The sequence below is a fragment of the Kitasatospora sp. NPDC114501 genome, assembly GCF_055633695.1.
Genome location: NZ_JBVKDS010000016.1, coordinates 165,977 through 182,267 on the forward strand (window position 1 = coordinate 165,977; position 16,291 = coordinate 182,267).

At 74.9% G+C, this 16,291-nt stretch carries 14 protein-coding genes; 5 read left to right on the forward strand and 9 right to left on the reverse strand.

Annotated elements, in window-relative coordinates; all coding sequences use genetic code 11:
• Nucleotides 1-14 precede the first annotated feature (14 nt).
• From surE to ACZ7RU_RS28200, 3 genes are all read right to left on the reverse strand, one after another.
• Nucleotides 15-1,076 carry a 5'/3'-nucleotidase SurE gene (gene surE, locus ACZ7RU_RS28190; protein ID WP_470343773.1) on the reverse strand — a complete coding sequence of 354 codons (1,062 nt, stop codon included), beginning with the start codon at nt 1,074-1,076 and terminating at the stop codon, nt 15-17.
• Nucleotides 1,073-2,896 carry a glycoside hydrolase family 3 protein gene (locus tag ACZ7RU_RS28195; RefSeq protein WP_470343774.1) on the reverse strand — a complete coding sequence of 608 codons (1,824 nt, stop codon included), beginning with the start codon at nt 2,894-2,896 and terminating at the stop codon, nt 1,073-1,075. The genes surE and ACZ7RU_RS28195 overlap by 4 nt, the downstream gene beginning before the upstream one ends.
• Before the next feature lie 79 nt (nt 2,897-2,975).
• Entirely contained in the window at nt 2,976-4,238 is a 1,263-nt protein-coding gene (locus tag ACZ7RU_RS28200; protein ID WP_470343775.1) for an MFS transporter, read from the reverse strand.
• Nucleotides 4,239-4,480: 242 nt separating this feature from the next.
• Here ACZ7RU_RS28200 and ACZ7RU_RS28205 point away from each other — a divergent pair, with 242 nt between their 5' ends.
• A complete protein-coding gene (locus ACZ7RU_RS28205; RefSeq protein WP_470343776.1) occupies nt 4,481-5,155 on the forward strand; it encodes a TetR/AcrR family transcriptional regulator in 675 nt (224 codons plus the stop codon).
• A gap of 101 nt (nt 5,156-5,256) precedes the next feature.
• Here the strand turns inward: ACZ7RU_RS28205 and ACZ7RU_RS28210 are convergent, their stop codons facing one another.
• From ACZ7RU_RS28210 to ACZ7RU_RS28230, 5 genes are read right to left on the reverse strand one after another with little or no spacing between them, the layout of a single operon-like run.
• Nucleotides 5,257-6,075, reverse strand: a complete 819-nt coding sequence (locus tag ACZ7RU_RS28210; RefSeq protein ID WP_470343777.1) for an ABC transporter ATP-binding protein — start codon at nt 6,073-6,075, stop codon at nt 5,257-5,259.
• The gene (locus tag ACZ7RU_RS28215) at nt 6,072-7,103 is read right to left on the reverse strand and encodes an ABC transporter ATP-binding protein (RefSeq protein ID WP_470343778.1); all 1,032 of its coding nucleotides are present in this window, start codon (nt 7,101-7,103) and stop codon (nt 6,072-6,074) included. Before ACZ7RU_RS28215 ends, ACZ7RU_RS28210 begins: the two co-directional genes overlap by 4 nt.
• 31 nt (nt 7,104-7,134) lie before the next feature.
• Nucleotides 7,135-8,004 (reverse strand): ABC transporter permease, encoded by an 870-nt coding sequence (locus ACZ7RU_RS28220; RefSeq protein ID WP_470343779.1) that lies wholly within the window; start codon nt 8,002-8,004, stop codon nt 7,135-7,137.
• Nucleotides 8,001-8,954, reverse strand: coding sequence for an ABC transporter permease (locus tag ACZ7RU_RS28225; RefSeq protein WP_470343845.1), 954 nt, complete (start codon nt 8,952-8,954; stop codon nt 8,001-8,003). The genes ACZ7RU_RS28220 and ACZ7RU_RS28225 overlap by 4 nt, the downstream gene beginning before the upstream one ends.
• Nucleotides 8,954-10,606 (reverse strand): ABC transporter substrate-binding protein, encoded by a 1,653-nt coding sequence (locus tag ACZ7RU_RS28230; RefSeq protein ID WP_470343780.1) that lies wholly within the window; start codon nt 10,604-10,606, stop codon nt 8,954-8,956. Before ACZ7RU_RS28230 ends, ACZ7RU_RS28225 begins: the two co-directional genes overlap by 1 nt.
• A gap of 198 nt (nt 10,607-10,804) precedes the next feature.
• On the opposite strand from ACZ7RU_RS28230, the gene ACZ7RU_RS28235 reads away from it, so the two are divergent.
• Nucleotides 10,805-11,941 (forward strand): LacI family DNA-binding transcriptional regulator, encoded by a 1,137-nt coding sequence (locus ACZ7RU_RS28235; protein WP_470343781.1) that lies wholly within the window; start codon nt 10,805-10,807, stop codon nt 11,939-11,941.
• On the opposite strand, the gene ACZ7RU_RS28240 is transcribed toward ACZ7RU_RS28235, so the two are convergent.
• Complete coding sequence (locus tag ACZ7RU_RS28240; RefSeq protein ID WP_470343782.1) at nt 11,901-13,553, reverse strand: IclR family transcriptional regulator domain-containing protein; 1,653 nt, start codon at nt 13,551-13,553, stop codon at nt 11,901-11,903. The genes ACZ7RU_RS28235 and ACZ7RU_RS28240 overlap by 41 nt on opposite strands.
• Before the next feature lie 102 nt (nt 13,554-13,655).
• Here ACZ7RU_RS28240 and ACZ7RU_RS28245 point away from each other — a divergent pair, with 102 nt between their 5' ends.
• The 3 genes from ACZ7RU_RS28245 to ACZ7RU_RS28255 are packed head-to-tail and all read left to right on the forward strand — an operon-like array spanning nt 13,656 to nt 16,248.
• Entirely contained in the window at nt 13,656-14,414 is a 759-nt protein-coding gene (locus ACZ7RU_RS28245; RefSeq protein ID WP_470343783.1) for a CoA transferase subunit A, read from the forward strand.
• Nucleotides 14,411-15,052 carry a CoA transferase subunit B gene (locus tag ACZ7RU_RS28250; protein ID WP_470343784.1) on the forward strand — a complete coding sequence of 214 codons (642 nt, stop codon included), beginning with the start codon at nt 14,411-14,413 and terminating at the stop codon, nt 15,050-15,052. Before ACZ7RU_RS28245 ends, ACZ7RU_RS28250 begins: the two co-directional genes overlap by 4 nt.
• Nucleotides 15,049-16,248, forward strand: coding sequence for a thiolase family protein (locus ACZ7RU_RS28255; RefSeq protein WP_470343785.1), 1,200 nt, complete (start codon nt 15,049-15,051; stop codon nt 16,246-16,248). Before ACZ7RU_RS28250 ends, ACZ7RU_RS28255 begins: the two co-directional genes overlap by 4 nt.
• Nucleotides 16,249-16,291: the final 43 nt, after the last annotated feature.

A 16,291-nucleotide genomic window follows, 5' to 3' on the forward strand; every position in this document is an offset into this window, starting at 1 on the left:
CTCTCCTGTGCGGTTCACGGGCGCGGCGCCTCGTGGTCGATGTAGTGCCGGAGCCGGTTCAGCTCCCGGGGGTCGGCCGTGCGGGCGCCGTAGGTCCGGTCGGGGGTGACCGGGGTGACGGAGATCCGGCCGTCCCGCAGCAGGGCGAGCGCGTCGGCGTCGGGGTCGGTCTCGGTGCAGGCGTCGGCGGGACGGTGCTCGCAGAAGCCGAGGGTCACGGCGAAGCCGTCGGCGCCGGCGGGCTCGTAGGCGTGCCAGACCTCGCGGCCGTGGCCGACGGTGGTCCAGCGGGCGGCCCCGGCGGGGCGGCCGCCGGTGATGTCCGGGTAGTCGACCTTGAGCGCGAAGCGGGTGGTGAACAGGCCCCGGGTGCGCAGCCCGGCCAGCAGTCGGGCGGCGAAGTCGGCGGTGGCCCGGTAGTCGGCGGCCGGGAAGTAGGCGCCGCTGTCGTCGCCCGCCGAGGAGAGGGCGACGGCCGGGACGCCCTCCTCCACGGCGGCCAGGGCGGCGCCGACCGTGCCGGAGTCGTTGACCTGGGCGCTCACGTTGGGGCCGGAGTTGATGCCGGTGACCACCAGGTCGGGGCCGTCCGTCCAGCCCGCCCTGGCGGCGAGGCCGGCCCGCAGGGCGAGCTTCACGGTGTCGGCCGGGGTGGCGCTCGGGCTGTCCGGGGCACAGGGGCCCGCGGCGAGGCAGACCCCGTAGACCGGGGCGCCGGAGGGTGCCCCCGCGCAGTCGTCCCGGTAGCCGTCCGGGAGGTCGGTGCGGTGGCTCAGGGTGAGGGTGCCACTGTTGCTGACGGCGGTGCCCCTGCCGGACTGCACCTGCCAGGGCGCCATCACCACGACGTCGGCCCCGGCCGCGCAGAGCGCGCGGCGCAGCTCGTACAGGCCGAGGCCGTCGGAGTTCGAGGCCTTGGCGGCCCGCATCGAGTCGTCGTTGGTGAGCAGCACGCGCAGACCGGCCAGCGGGCGGGCCGCCGACGCGGCGGGCTCGGCGGCCGAGGCGGTGACGCCGCCGGCCAGCACGGCCGCGGCGGCGGTGACGGCGAGGAGTCTTCGGGCCACGGGTCTCATGCGTCCTGTCCTTCCGGGGCGGGCAGCCCCAGGTCGAGGCCGGCGCCGTACGGGAAGACCGGGTCGGCGGTGTCGTGCGGGACGTCCGGGCGGGAGGCCTCGACGGCGGCCATCGAGCGCGGCAGTTCGAAGGGCAGCCGCCCTTCGGCGTGGGCCCGGCCGAAGACGACGTCGAGCATCGCCTCGTCGCTCGCGCCGTAGTCGGCGACCACGGCGGCGGCGCGCTCGGCGATCTCCGGGATGACGGCGGGCCGTTCGAGGTTGATCAGTACGACGGTGGGGACGGTGTCGAGCACCCGCAGGATCGCGGCCGACTCGGCCTCGGGGAAGTCGAGGCGGCCCGAGTGGAACATCGACTCGAAGCGGTTCTCCCGGTACTCGTACGGGGTGAACAGCCGCAGCACGGCGAGGTCGGCCTCGGCCGGGGTGGCGGCCAGGCGGCCGTAGCGGGAGACGGTCGCGCGGTCCAGGCCCTCGGTGTAGAGCCGGGGGCCGGTGCGGGTGACCGGCAGGGTGCGGTCGCGGTTGACCAGGACGGTGAGCGAGCGGCGCTGGGCGGCGGCGCCGGCGGCGCGGAACTCGCGCCGGCCGACAGTCTGCTCGGCGGCGTCCGGGTCGACGTAGCGCCGGTCGTCGAAGAGCCCGAGGACGAACTTCTCGCGCAGCAGGCGCCGGACGGAGCGGTCGATCCGCTCCTCGGCGATCCGGCCGGAGCGGACCAGGCCGACGAGCACCTCGGGGCACTCCTCGCCGCCGAACTGGTCGACGCCCGCGTCCAGCGCCTTGGCCGCGCGCTCGGCGACGGTGAGGTGCTCGACGCCCCACGCCCGGGCCTGGTGCGGCTCGCCGAAGATCTCGTCGTCGGTCAGCAGCCCCCAGTCGGTGCAGACGATGCCGGTGAAGCCCAGCTGCTCGCGGAGCAGGCCGGTGACCACGCCCCGGTTGAAGCCGAAGCCGACCTCCTCCCAGTCGGTGCCGATCGGCTGGCCGTAGTACGGCATCATCTGCGCGGCGCCGGCCGCGATCGCGGCGCGGAACGGCGCGAGGTGCAGGTCGCGCAGGCCGCCGGGGTAGACCTGTTCCTTGCCGTGCGGGAAGTGCGGGTCCTCGCCGTCCTTCTGCGGGCCGCCGCCGGGGAAGTGCTTGACCATCGTGGCCACGCTGTCCGGGCCGAGGCGCTCCCCCTGGAAGCCCCGGATGTAGGCCTGGACGAGCTCGGAGGTGAGCGCGGCGTCGGCGCCGAAGGTGCCCGTCTGGCGGGACCAGCGGGGCTCGGTGGCGAGGTCGATCTGCGGGTGCAGGGCGACCCGCAGGCCGACGGCCAGGTACTCCTGGCGGGCGATGTCGGCGAAGCGGTGGACCAGTTCGGGGTCGCGGACGGCGGCGAGGCCGATCGCCTCGGGCCACGCGGAGAAGGCGCCGGCCTGGATGGAGGCGCCGACGGTGAGGGTGAAGGAGTGCCGGGGGTCGGTGGAGACGGTGACCGGGATGCCGAGCCGGGTGCCGGCGGCGATCTCCTGTACGGCGTTGTGCCACTCGGCGAGTTGCCGGGGGCCGGCGGTGCCGACCAGGTTGAAGTGGTTCAGTCCCTGGTCGCGGATCAGTCCGGTGGTGTCGGCGGGGAAGTCCAGGTCGTCGCCGTCCGCCGCCTCGACCGGGCGGCCGTCCTGGTGCATCGGGATCACGGTGTGGAAGAGCAGGCCGGCCTTCTCCTCCAGGGTCATCCGGGCCAGCAGGTCGGCGACCCGCTCGTCGACGGGCCGGGACGGGTCCTGGTACGGGTGGGCGTCCAGGCGGTGGGCGGGGGCGGTGGTGCGCACGGGCGGGGTCTCCAGGGTCTTTCCGGGGCGGGATGCAGTAAACGGGGCTTCAGCGGACGGGGCTTCAGCGGACGGGGCTTCAGCGGACGGTCTTGATCGGGGCCACCGCGAGCGCCCCGCCGAGGATGATCAGCGCCCCGACCAGGTAGAGGGCGTCGTAGCCGGCCGCGCCGACCACCAGCGAGGCCACGAAGGGGGCGATGATCTGCGGTCCGGCGTTGGCGATGTTCAGCACGCCGAGGTCGCGGGCGGCGTCGGAGGCGCTCGGCAGCACCAGCGTGACCAGCGCGGTGTCCACGGCCATGAAGCAGCCGAAGGCGATCCCGGCGAGCACGGTGAACAGCAGGATGCCGGTCCAGTCGGGCATCACCACGGGGACGGCCATGGTGACGGCGGCCAGGACGCAGGAGACCGCGACGAACGGCTTGCGCCGCCCGATCCGGTCGGAGAGCCAGCCGCCGAGGGCGGTGGCGGCCAGGGTCGCGACGGCGTCGACGGGCGCCAGCACCGCCTGGGCGCCGGCCGCGTCCAGGCCGTCGGGCAGGGCGATGTGGTCCTGCAGGACGTAGAACTGGAACAGCGAGACCGCGAAGAAGCCGAGCATCATCAGGAACCGGCCGATGAAGGCCCAGCGGAAGTCCGCGACCCGCAGCGTCGCGGCGAAGGCGGCGAGTTGGCGGCGCAGCGGCACGGCTTCCACCGGCGGCGACTTCTGCTCGCGGACCAGCACGGTGAACAGCACGGCCGTCAGCGCGAGCACCGCGCCGATCACCAGGTAGCCGGTGCCGATGGAGTCCGGGACGTAGCGGGTGGCCAGGGTGACGCCGACGACCGAGCCGATCGGGGTGCCGATGCCGACCATCGCGGAGGCGAGGCCGCGGCGGTCGGCCGGGACGCGGTCGGGGACGACCGCGGTGAGTGCGGACTGGTAGACGTTCATCGCGGCCTGGACCAGGCACCAGGCGATGGTGACCAGCAGGATCGTGCGCACCTGTCCGAGCAGGGCGAGGGCCCCGAAGGCGGCAAGGCCGCCGCCGAGGATCCACGGGTTGCGGCGGCGGGAACGGTCGGAGAGCAGGCCGGCCAGCGGGTTGAAGAGCGTGGCGAACACGGCGGCGACGCCGGAGACCAGGCCGAGGCTGCCGACCTTGCCGTCCGGGTCGAGCAGTTCGATCTGGGCGGGCAGCAGGACCTGCCCGATGCCCAGGTAGACCAGGTACATCGCGGCGTTGCCGAGGGTGAGCACCGGCAGCAGCCGGCCGAGCCGGCGGCCGCCCCCGGGGGGCGGGGGCAGGGGGTCCGCTGCTCTCGTACTGCCGACGGCGGTGTCGGTGGTGGTCATGACCGGCCTCCTGGGTGGCCACGGTCCCGTGGGTCGGGAAGTCTGGGGAGGGGGCCCGGGGGACGGCGCGGCTCGGCTCCGGTCGGCGGCGCGGGTGGGGGCCGGCCGACCGGGCGGCTCAGGGCGCCGGCCCGGGGTGCGCACACAGCGAACCATGAAAACCGAGCAGGTAGTAGGTTTTCACTCTGTGACCCAGGTCACAGCGGACGTGAGTACGCGGTCCAGTGGCTAGGGTGACAGTCATGGACGTCAAGGACGGGTCGGCGACCCGCGGTACGGGCAGGGGTTCGGCACGCGGCACGTACGCGGTGGGCGACGAGCGGCGCTCGCGCATCCTGGACACCGCCGTCGAGCACTTCGCGCAGTGGGGCTTCCACGCCACCTCGCTCGCCCGGATCGCCAAGGACGTCGGCATCACCCAGGGCGGTCTGCTGCACCACTTCCGTACCAAGGAGGCCCTGTTGGTGTCGGTCCTGGAGGCCAGCGACGAGCACGACACCGAGCGGTTCTTCGCGGAGGAGTGCGCGACCGTCGCCGAGTGGTTCCACCGGCTGCTCGGCCTGACCGCCTACAACAGCCGCCGGCCTGGCCGCACCCGGATGTTCAACGCCCTGGTCGGCGAGTCCGGGGATCCGGACCACCCGGCGCACGCCTTCTTCACCCGCCGCTACCGCACCCTGGTCACCGATGCCGCGCAGTCGCTGCGGCGGGGGGTGGACAGCGGCGAGCTGCGCCCCGACACCGACTGCGCGTCCGAGGCGCGGCAGCTGCTGGCGGTCATGGACGGGCTGCAGCTGCAGTGGGTGCTCGACCCGGAGTCGGTGGACATGACCGAGCAGCTGCGCCGGTACCTGGACCGGCTGTACCGGGGGCTGTCCACGGCGGGGGCGGCCCTGCCGCCGCGGCCGACCGACTGACCGGTCGGCCCGCCCGAACGCACCCCGGGGTGCCGGGCCCCTCCCCCCACTGAAGGGGCCCGGCGGTCCGAAGGGGCCCGGCGGCCCTGGGTCCCCGCGCCTCAGGCGCCCCGGGCCAGGGCCCGGCGGCCCTCGGCGATCCGGCCCGGGTCCCATCCGCGCCGGGGGACGGAGTCCAGCAGCAGCCGGGTGTAGGGGTGTTCGGGCTCGGTGAGCACCCGGACGGTCGGCCCGGTCTCGACCACCCGCCCGTTCCGCAGGACCGCCACCTCGTCGGTCAGGTGCCGCACCACCGCGAGGTCGTGGCTGACGAACAGGAAGGCGATCCCGGACTCCCGGCGGATCCCGGCGAGCAGGTCCAGGATCTGCGCCTGGATCGAGACGTCGAGCGCGGCCACCGCCTCGTCCAGGATCAGCACCTTCGGCTCGGCGGCCAGCGCCCTGGCGATGGCGACGCGTTGGCGCTGTCCACCGGAGAGGTGGCGGGGCAGCGCGGCGGCCTCGCGCCGGCCGAGGCCGACCTGGTCGAGGAGTTCGGCGACCCGGTGGCGGCGGCCGGCCGGGTCGAGCGCGAGGTGCAGCCGCAGCACCTCCTCGACACAGCCGCCGACCGGGATCCGCGGGTCGAGCGACAGGTACGGGTCCTGGAAGACCAGTTGGACGCCCCGGGCCCGGGCCAGCCGCTCGGCGCGACCCCGGGGCCGCGCCGAGCGGTCCACGCCGTCCAGGTGGACGGTCCCCCCGTCGGGCCGCTCCAGCCCGACGAGCATCCGGGCGGTGGTGGTCTTGCCGCACCCGGACTCCCCGACGATCCCGAGCGAGCCGCCCGGCGGGAGGACGAAGGAGACCCCGTCCACCACCGTGCGGCCGCCGAAACCCTTGCGGAGGCCCTTGACCACCAGGCCGGTCGAGTCGCTCACGGCAGGATCCCTTCGTCGGCCCGCAGGCAGGCGGCGAGACCGTCGCCGTACGGGCGGAGCGCGGGCGGTTCGGCCGAGCAGCGCGGTTCGGCGAAGGCGCAGCGCGCGGCGAACGCGCAGCCGGGCGGCGCCTCGGCGAGCGAGAGCGGCCGGCCGGGGACGGGCCTGGGCGGCGGGGCGTCCGGGTCGATCCGCGGGGTGCAGGCGAGCAGCCCGGCGGTGTACGGGTGGCGCGGGTGCGCGAACAGGTCCTCGGTCGCCCGGGTCTCGACGATCCGCCCGGCGTACATGACGTGGATCCGGTCGCAGACGGCGGCCGCGAGTTCCAGGTCGTGGGTGACGAAGAGCAGTCCGGTGCCGCGCTCGGCCTGGAGCCGGGTGAGGACGGCGATCACCTCGGCCTGGGTGGTGACGTCCAGGGCGGTGGTGGGTTCGTCGGCGATCAGCAGTTCGGGCTCGCCCGCGAGCGCGGCCGCGATGACCACCCGCTGGAGCATGCCGCCGGAGAACTCGTGCGGGTGGCGGCGCATCGCGGCGCGCGGGTCCGGGATGCCGACGGCGTCGAGGAGTTCGGCCGCCCGGGCGGTGGCCCGGTCGACGGGGACGCCGAAGGCGCGCAGGCCCTCGGTGAGGAAGTCCCCGATCCGGTGCAGCGGGTTGACGGCGGCGCGCGGGTCCTGGAACACCATGGCCACGCGACGGGCCCGCAGTTCGCGCAGTCCGGCGCGGTCCAGGGCGAGCACGTCGTGTCCGCGGACCCGGACCCGCCCCTCGGTGCGGGCGCCTTCGGGCAGCAGTCCGAGGACGCTGCGGCAGGCGACCGACTTGCCGGAGCCGGACTCGCCGACCAGGCCGACCGTCTCCCCCGGCGCGACGCTCAGCGAGACGCCGTCCAGGATGGGCCGGGCGGCCCGGCCGGCGGGCAGTCGCACGCTCAGCCGGTCGATCTCCAGAAGCGGCGGGGACGTCCCGGCGTCCTCCGGATCCGCACCCGTCGTGCCGGCACTCCTCCTGTCGGCGCTCGTCATGTCAGCGCTCCTCTTCCCAGCACTCCTCATCTCAGCGCTCCCGTCGCGCGAGCCGGTCGGCGATGCCCTCGCCGACGATGCCGAAGGCCACCACGGCCAGCACGATGCACACCGAGGGCGCGAGCGCCGGCAGCATGGCGCCCTGTTGGAGCGCCGACCCGCCGTCGTTGATCATCGCGCCCCAGTCGGCGGTCGGCGGCTGCACGCCGAAGCCGAGGAAGGAGAGCGCCGCGAGGTCCATCAGGGCGTACCCGAAGTTGATCGCCGACTGCGCGAGCACGGTCGGGGCGATGTTGGGCAGCAGGTGCCGGGTGCAGATCGTCCACCCGGACCAGCCCTGCACCCGGTAGGACTCCAGGTACGGCCGGGCCTTCTCCTGCCGGGCGAGGCCGCGCACCAGGCGGCCCACGTACGGGGTGTAGGCGACGGCCATGGCGATCACGGGGGCGGTCAGGCCCGGCCCGCTGACGGCCACGAACATGATCGCCACCAGCAGCCCGGGGACGGAGAAGACCAGGTCCAGCGCCCGGGACAGCAGGGCGTCCACCCAGCCGCCGCGCCAGCCGGCCACCGTACCGAGCAGCAGGCCGAGCAGCGTGGAGAGGCCGACCACCAGCAGCGGGCCCAGCAGTCCGGTGCGCGCGCCGTACAGCAGCCGGGAGAGCACGTCCCGCCCGGACTGGTCGGTGCCGAGCAGGTGGTCGGCGCTGCTGCCGAGCAGCGAGGACTGCAGGTCCAGCGCCTCCGGGTGGTACGGGGCGATCAGCGGCGCCAGTGCGGCGACCAGGACGAGCGCGCCGAGCAGCAGCACGCCGACGGTGAACAGCGGTCCGTTGCCCAGCAGTCGGAGTCGGCGCAGCAGCGGGCGGCGGCCCGGTTCGGTGAGCGTGGCGGCGGTCATGCGGCACCTCCCCGGGCCGGGGACACCCGCGGGTCGATCAGCGGGACGAGCAGGTCCACGGCCAGGTTGACCAGGACGAAGCCGAGGACGGTCAGCAGGGTGACGGCCTGGACGACCGGGAAGTCCTTGGCCGTCACGGACTGCACCAGCAGTTGGCCGACGCCGGTCACGTTGAACGCCGTCTCCACGATCGAGGTGCTGACCAGCAGCCCGACCAGCGTCGTCCCGCCGACGGTGACGATCGGGCCGAGGGCGCCCCGCAGCACGTGCCGGCGGACCACCACGCGCTCGGGGACACCGCGCGAGCGGGCCACTTCCACGTGCTCGCGGGCGAGTTCGTCCAGCATCGCCGAGCGGGTCACCCGGGCCAGCAGCCCGGCGAGGGTGACGGCGAGGGCGACGGCGGGCAGCGTCAGCTGGTGCAGCCGGCCGCCGAGTCCGGTGCCGGTGGAGCCCGGTCCGGGGAACCAGCCGAGCTGGACGGCGAACAGCGAGACCAGGCCGATCGCGGTGACGAACGGCGGGGTGGCGGTGGCCACGCCGGTGCCGATCAGCACCACCCGGTCGACGAGGCCGGGGCGCAGCGCCGCCAGGACGCCGGTCAGCACGCCGCCGACGCAGACCAGGACGGCCGCGTACCCGATCAGCAGCGCGGTGCCGGGCAGCCGGGAGCCGATCAGCGGGCCGACGTCCTGGCGGAACTGCACCGAGCGGCCGAAGTCGCCGTGCAGCACGTCCCCGAGCCAGTCCAGGTACTGGACGAGGAAGGGCTGGTCCAGGTGGTACTGGGCGGCGATCGCGGCCCGGGCCTCCGGGGTGGCCGGATGGCCCTTGAGCAGGAAGGACACCGGGTCCCCGGGGGCGAGGTGCACGGCACTGAAGACCAGGAAGGAGGTCACCAGCAGCACCGCCGCCAGCCCGAGGAGCCGGCCGAGCAGGTATCTGGCCATCAGCGGGCGGCGCCGATCGTCGCGGCCCACGGATAGTAGAGCTGGGCGATGCCGGCGGGGGCGCCGGTCACCCTGCTGCCGAGGAAGACGGAGAAGGGCGCCTCGTACAGCGGGATGGAGGGCAGTTCGCGGACGGCGATCTGCTGGAGCCGGGCGGTGAGGTCCGCGCGGGCGGCGGGGTCGGTGGCGGCGACGGCCTGGTCGTAGAGCGCGTCGAACTCGGGGTTCGACCAGTTGGCGTAGTTGCCGAAGTCACCGGTGTGCAGGGACTGGTAGAACTCCAGCGGGTCCGGGGTGTTGTCGTAGCCGTTGGTGACGACGAGGTCGAGGCCGGCCCGGGCGGCGGGGTCGGTGAACAGCGCCGAGTAGGCGTCCGGGGAGACCGGCCGGAGTTCGACGTCCAGGCCGATCTGCCGGCCGGCGGCCTGGACGGCGTTGCCGACCACGCTGATCTCGGGGGAGAGCGAGCTGGTCGCCATCACCACCTTCCGGCCGCTCGCGCCCGCCTCCTGGACGAGCTTGCGGGCACCGTCCACGTCGTGGACCGGGGCGGGCAGGGCGGCGTAGTAGCCGGCCGTGCGCTCCGGCACCAGGGCCCAGGCCCCTTGCGCGGCGGGGGCCTTGGCGGGGACGCCGATGCCTCCGGCGGCGGACTTGATGATGCCGTCGCGGTCCAGTGCCATGGAGAGCGCCTGACGGACCTTCAGATCACCCAGGGTTCCCTGGAGGTCGAGCACGGCGAGGTCGGCGGCGGCGGTGTTGGGGCCGAAGTGGACCTTGCCCTGGGAGGAGCCCTGGAGCTGCGTCAGCGAGCTGGACGGCACCATGTAGCCGCCGTCCACGGCACTGGAGAGCCAGCCGTTGGCGCGGGCGGCGGCGTCCGCGATGAACACGAACTTCACCCTGTCGGCCTTCGGGGCGAGGGAGTCGTCCCAGTAGTCCGGGTTCTTCCTCAGGGTGATGTGCTCGCCCTGGGCCCAGGCGTCGACCGCGTACGGGCCGGTGCAGTCGATCCCGCCCTGGGGACTGCCGTAGTCCTTGCCGGCCCTGGCGAGGTAGGCGGCGCTCTCGATGGTGCCGGGCGAGGCGGCGAGCAGTTCGTCGAGCAGGACGTCGGGCTTGGTTAGCCTGATGGTGACTTCCAGCGGGCCGGACGCGGTGACCGAGGCGACGTTCTTGAACGCGCTGGCCCAGGAGGAGCCGGTGGCCGGGTCCATCTGCCGGTTCAGCGAGGCGACCACGTCGTCCGCGGTCATCGTGGCGCCGTCGTGGAACTTCACGCCCTCGCGCAGGGTGTACACCCAGGTCAGCGGGTCCGGGTTGGCGGACTTCAGGGCGAGGGCCGGTTCGATCCTCAAGTCCGGAGTGACCCGGAAGAGTTGTTCGCAGACGTTGGCCAGCACGGTGTTCGGCGGGTAGTCGTAGGCGAGCGCGTAGTCGAGCGACTGCGGCTCCGCGTAGAGCGACCAACTGAACGACGGGATCGGGCCCTTGGCCGGCGGGGTGAGCGCTGTGACCTGGTAGCCGGAGGTGCCGTCGGCGTTGCCGGCGTGCTTGGCGGTGGCTCCGGAGCAGGCGGTCGCGGTCATCGCGATGAGGAGTGCTCCGGCGAGCAGGGTGGTGGATGCGGGGCGGCGCGGAAGAGGGCGCACGGCGAAGCCCACCCCTTTCTGAGTCGTGGGGGCTGGGAGTTGCAGTGGAGTATTGATGCGGGAACGTTCCCGCACAAGCCCTTCCTACAAGCCTTTGCGGGAACGATTCTCCAGAGGTCGCGGCCACCGCCCCGCCGGCTCGTGCGAGGGCTGCCGCCGCTACTGACGAACACCCGTCCGGACTGGCACCATCGGCGCATGACCGACACCCCGCGCCGCGGCGACCCGGCCGCCACCCCCCGGATCCGCCTGGTCGACGTGGCCCGCGAGGCCGGCCTGTCCAAGACCACCGTCTCCGCCGCGCTCAACGGCACCGGCCGGATGTCCGACACCGTGCGGGAGCGCGCCCGGGACGCCGCCCGACGCCTGGGCTACCGGCCCAACGCCACCGCCCGGCTGCTGCGGGCCGGCCACGCCCGGCTGATCGGCTACGCCGTCGGCGAGTACGCCCGCGACCCCGGGTCGTACATGGCCTCCCCCTACTTCGCCCAACTCACCAGCGCCACCGCCACCGCGGCCCTCCAGCGCGGCTACGCCCTCGTTCTGCTACCTGCCCGCTGCGGACCGGACGAGTGGTCCGATCTGCCGCTCGACGCCGCCATCGTCGCCGACCCGCTCGACGACGACCCGCTCGTCGAGGACTTCGTCGCGGCCCGCATCCCGCTGTTCACCGACCGCTCCGTCGAGGGCCGCCCCGGCACCCACTGGGTGGACGTGGACGCCGACGGCGCGGTCCGTGAGGTGCTCGACCACCTGCGGGACCAGGGCGCGCGGCGGACCGCCGTCGTCCTGCCCGGCACGCCGACCCGCTTCCACACCGCCGTCACGGACACCTACCGGCGGTGGTGCGGCGAGCACGGCTCGGCGCCCCGGCTCGTGACCACCGACGGGCCCGGCGACGGCCCGGTGGTCGGCGCCGTCGAACGGCTGCTGGACGGCCCCGGCCCCCGCCCCGACGCCCTCTTCGTCCTCGCCGAGGCCAGCCCGCCGCTCGTCCTGGACGCGATCCGGCGCGCGGGGGTCGGCGTCCCCGACGACCTGCTGCTGGTCTGCGCGAGCGAGGACAGCTCCGCCGCCCACACCCACCCGCCCGTCAGCACGCTCAGCCTCCAGCCCGCGCTCGTCGCCGAGAAGGGCATCGAGCTGCTGATGGCCGCCCTGGAGAGCGGCAGCCGGGAGCCGACCGGCGCCGTAGTCCCGACCCGCCTGGAGGTCCGCGCCTCCAGCGGCCCCCTCGGCGCTCCCAGCCCGACCACCGCCGCCCTCAGGCCTACCGCCGCCCTCAGGCCGGCCGCTACCCCGTCCAGCGGCCGGTCAGGGCGAGGTCGGCGGTGATCGCGCGGGCCGTCTCGCGCAGCGGCGGCAGCAGGGCCTCCCGGGCCTCCTCCACGGTGCCCCGTCCCGCGTGCAGGGCGACGTTGACGGCGGCGACCACCCGGCCCCGGCCGTCGTGGACGGGGACGGCGACCGAGCGCAGCCCTTCCTCCAGTTCCTGGTCGACCACCGCGTAGCCGTCCCGCGCGGCCTCGGCGACGGCGGCGGCCAGGTCGGCCGGGTCCGTCACGGTGGCCTCGGTGAGCCGCGTGGGCGTCACCTGCGCCAGGGCGGCGGCGAGTTCGGCCGGGGGCAGGGCGCCGAGCAGCACCCGCCCCATGGACGTCGGACAGGCCGGCAGCCGGGTGCCGACGGCCAGGTCGAGGCGCATGATCCGGGCGGTGGGGACGCGCGCGACGTAGCGGATGTCCGGGCCGTCGAGGACGGCCAGGGAGGCGGACTCGTGGACCCGGAGCACCAGGTCGATCAGGTGCGGCTCGGCGATCTCGGCCAGGGACCGGCCCGCCAGGCGCGCGTAGCCGAGGCCGAGGACGCGGGGCAGCAGGCGGAACCGCTCGCCGTCGGCGCCGACGTACCCGAGGTGCCGCAGGGTGATCAGGGCCCGGCGGGCGGTGGCGCGGGGCAGGCCGGTGGCGCGGGCCACGGCGGCGAGCGGGTGGCTCCCGGGCGCGGTGCCGAGAGCGAGCAGGACGTCCAGCCCGCGGGCCAGCGACTGGAGGAAGCCCGAGCCGAGCTCCTCCTTGAGCCGCCGCCCCGACGGCGCCGCCACGGATACGGCCGACGGTGCGGCGGGCGGCGGCGCCGGGAGCGCGAGAAGCCGCTCCATCTCCCGTGCCGCGTCCTGGAGCCGGGACAGGGCGTGGTCGACGAGCGAGGCGGCGGTGTGCCGGCTGGTGTGGCTGACGACGCTGACCGCACAGGCCGTCGCCCCCTCGGCGTCGCGCACCGGAACCGCGACGGCGACCAGCCCCGGCTCGATCAGCTGGTCGTCCACCGACCAGCCCCGCGCCCCGGCGCCGCGCGCCCGGTCCCGGAACGCGGCCGGGTCCGGGGCGTTCGAGGGCGGCACCGCAAAGCCCTCGTCCGCGCGGTGCCCCGGCCACCCGGCCCACCGGCCGTCCTCCCACTCGGCGGCGAACAGCGCCCCCGGGGCGCAGCGCTCGGCGGGCAGCAGGTCGCCGATGCGGAAGGAGACGGCCATGGTGCGGCGGCGGGTGGCCTGGACGACGAAGCGGGCGCCGTCGCCGTCGGGGACGGCGATCGACACGGACTCGTCGAGGCGGTCGGCGAGTTCGACGGCGAGCGGGCCGAGGCGCTCCGGCAGGCCGCTGCCGGCCAGGTAGGCGTCGCCGAACCCGGCCGCCCGGGGGGCCAGGACAAGGTCCCGGCCGTCGGAGCGCAGGTATCCGAGTCCGACCAGCGTGGTGGCGATCCGGTCGACGGTGGAGCGGGCGAGGCCGGTGGCGCGGGCCAGGTCGCCGGGGCGCTGGCGGGCGGCCGGATCGACGGCCATGGCGTGCAGCAGGGCGAGCCCGCGCTCCAGCGGGCCGACGGACTCCTCGGGCGCGGCGGTGGGCGCGGCGGTGGGCGCCGCGTCGGCTTCGGGCTCCAACGGATTCTCCTCGTCCGCCCATTGACAGGCATTAGGCCTGGACGCACACTCTGCGCACCCAAGATTCCGAACGATAGTTCACCAGGCGAACAGGGGCAAGGAATGGACAAACTGGTGGCCTCACCCGAGGAGGCCGTCGCCGACATCGGGGACGGCGCCTCGCTCGCCGTCGGGGGCTTCGGCCTCAGCGGCGTCCCGAACGTGCTCGTCCAGGCGCTGTACGCACGCGGCTCCGCCGGCCTGAGCGTGGTCTCCAACAACTGCGGCGTGGACGGCGGCGGCCTCGGCGTACTGCTGGCCGCCGGCCGGATCAGCCGGGTCACCGGCTCGTACGTCGGCGACAACAAGGAGTTCGCCCGCCGCTACCTCAGCGGCGAGCTGGAGCTGGAACTCACCCCGCAGGGCACCCTCGCCGAGCGGCTGCGCGCGGGCGGCTGCGGCATCCCCGCGTTCTTCACCCCGGCGGGCGTCGGCACCCTGGTCGCCGAGGGCGGCCTGCCCTGGCGCTACGCCCCGGACGGCGCCGTCGCCGTCGCCTCCCCGCCCAAGGAGGTGCGCGCGTACGACGGCCGCGAGTACGTGCTGGAGCGCGGCATCACCACCGACTTCGCGCTGGTCCGCGCGGCCCGGGGCGACCGGCACGGCAACCTGGTCTTCGCCAGGGCCGCCCGCAACTTCAACCCGCTCGCCGCGATGGCCGGCCGGGTGACCGTCGCCGAGGTCGAGGAACTGGTCGAACCCGGCGAGCTGGACCCCGACGCGGTCCACCTGCCCGGCGTCTTCGTCCAGCGCGTCGTCGCCCTGACGCCGGATCAGGCCGCCGCCAAGGGCATCGAGCGAAGGACGGTGCGCAGCGCATGAGTTGGAACCGCGACGAGATGGCGGCCCGGGCCGCCCGCGAGCTGGCCGACGGCTGGTACGTCAACCTCGGGATCGGCCTGCCCACCCGGATCCCGGGCTTCCTGCCGCCAGGCGTGGAGGTCGTCCTGCACTCGGAGAACGGCCTGCTCGGGGTGGGCCCGTACCCGACCGAGCAGGAAGTGGACCCGGACCTGATCAACGCGGGCAAGGAGACGGTGACCGTGCTCCCGGGCGCGTCCTCCTTCGACTCCTCGCTCTCCTTCGGCATGATCCGCGGCGACCACCTCGACGCGGCGGTGCTCGGCGCCATGCAGGTGTCGGCCACCGGGGACCTGGCGAACTGGATGATCCCCGGAAAGATGGTCAAGGGCATGGGCGGGGCGATGGACCTGGTCCACGGCGCCCGGCGGGTGATCGTGCTGATGGAGCACACCGCCAGGGACGGCTCGCCGAAGATCGTCCCCGAGTGCACCCTGCCGCTGACCGGCCGCGGCTGCGTGGACCGGATCGTCACCGACCTCGGCGTGCTGGATGTGACGCCCGAGGGGCTCGTCCTGGTGGAGACCGCGCCGGGCGTGAGCACCGGGGAGCTGCTCGCCCGGACCGCCGCGCCGGTGCGCGTGGAAGTGCCCCGATGACCCGGGACGTCTACCTGGTCGACGCCGTCCGCACCCCGGTCGGCCGCTACGGCGGCGCCCTGTCGGCCGTCCGCCCGGACGACCTCGCCGCCCTCACGATCCGCGAACTCCTGGCCCGGACACCCGGGTTGGACCCGGCCACGATCGACGACGTGTACCTCGGCAACGCCAACGGCGCCGGCGAGGAGAACCGCAACGTCGGCCGGATGGCCGCCCTGCTGGCCGGGCTGCCGGTCACCGTGCCAGGCGTCACCGTCAACCGGCTCTGCGCCTCCGGCCTGGAGGCCGTCGTCCAGGCGGCCCGGGCGATCGCCCTCGGTGACGCCTCGACGGTGATCGCCGGCGGCGTGGAGTCGATGAGCCGCGCGCCCTACGTGCTGCCCAAGAGCGACCGCGCCTTCCCCGCCGGGCACACCGAGCTGTACTCGACCACGCTCGGCTGGCGGATGGTCAACCCGGGGATGGCGCCGGAGTGGACCGTCCCGCTCGGGGAGTCCGCCGAGCTGATCGCGGAGAAGCACGGCATCACCCGCGAGCAGCAGGACGCGTTCGCCCTCGCCAGCCACCGCAAGGCCGCCGTCGCCCGGGAACAGGGCCTGTTCGACGCCGAGATCGTGCCCGTCACCGTCCCCGGCCGCCCGGACCGGGTGGTCGACCGGGACGAGTCCGTGCGTACGGACGCGTCCCCGGCCGCGATGGCCAAGCTCCGACCGTCCTTCCGCACCGAACGGGGCACCGTCACCGCGGGCAACGCCTCGCCGCTCAACGACGGCGCCGCCGCCGTGCTGCTGACCGACGAGGCGGGCCTGCGCCGGCTCGGCCGGGAGCCGCTGGCCCGGGTCCGGGCGGCGGCCGTCACCGGGATCGAGCCGCAGTACTTCGGGCTCGGGCCGGTCGAGGCCGTCCGGCGGGCCCTGGCCCGCTCCGGCCGCGGCTTCGCCGACCTCACCACCCTGGAGCTCAACGAGGCCTTCGCCGCCCAGGTGCTCGGCTGCCTCGCCGAGTGGCCCGAGCTGGACCCGGCCCTCCTCAACCCGCGCGGCGGCGCCATCGCCCTCGGCCACCCGCTCGGCGCCTCCGGGGCCCGGCTGGCCGGGACGGTCGCCCACCAGCTGAAGGCCGCCGGCGGCGGTACGGGCGTCGCGGCGCTGTGCATCGGCGTCGGCCAGGGGCTCGCGCTCGTGCTCGACCGCTGACCGCCGGCCCTCGACCGCCGGCCGCCGACCGGCCGTCCCCGTC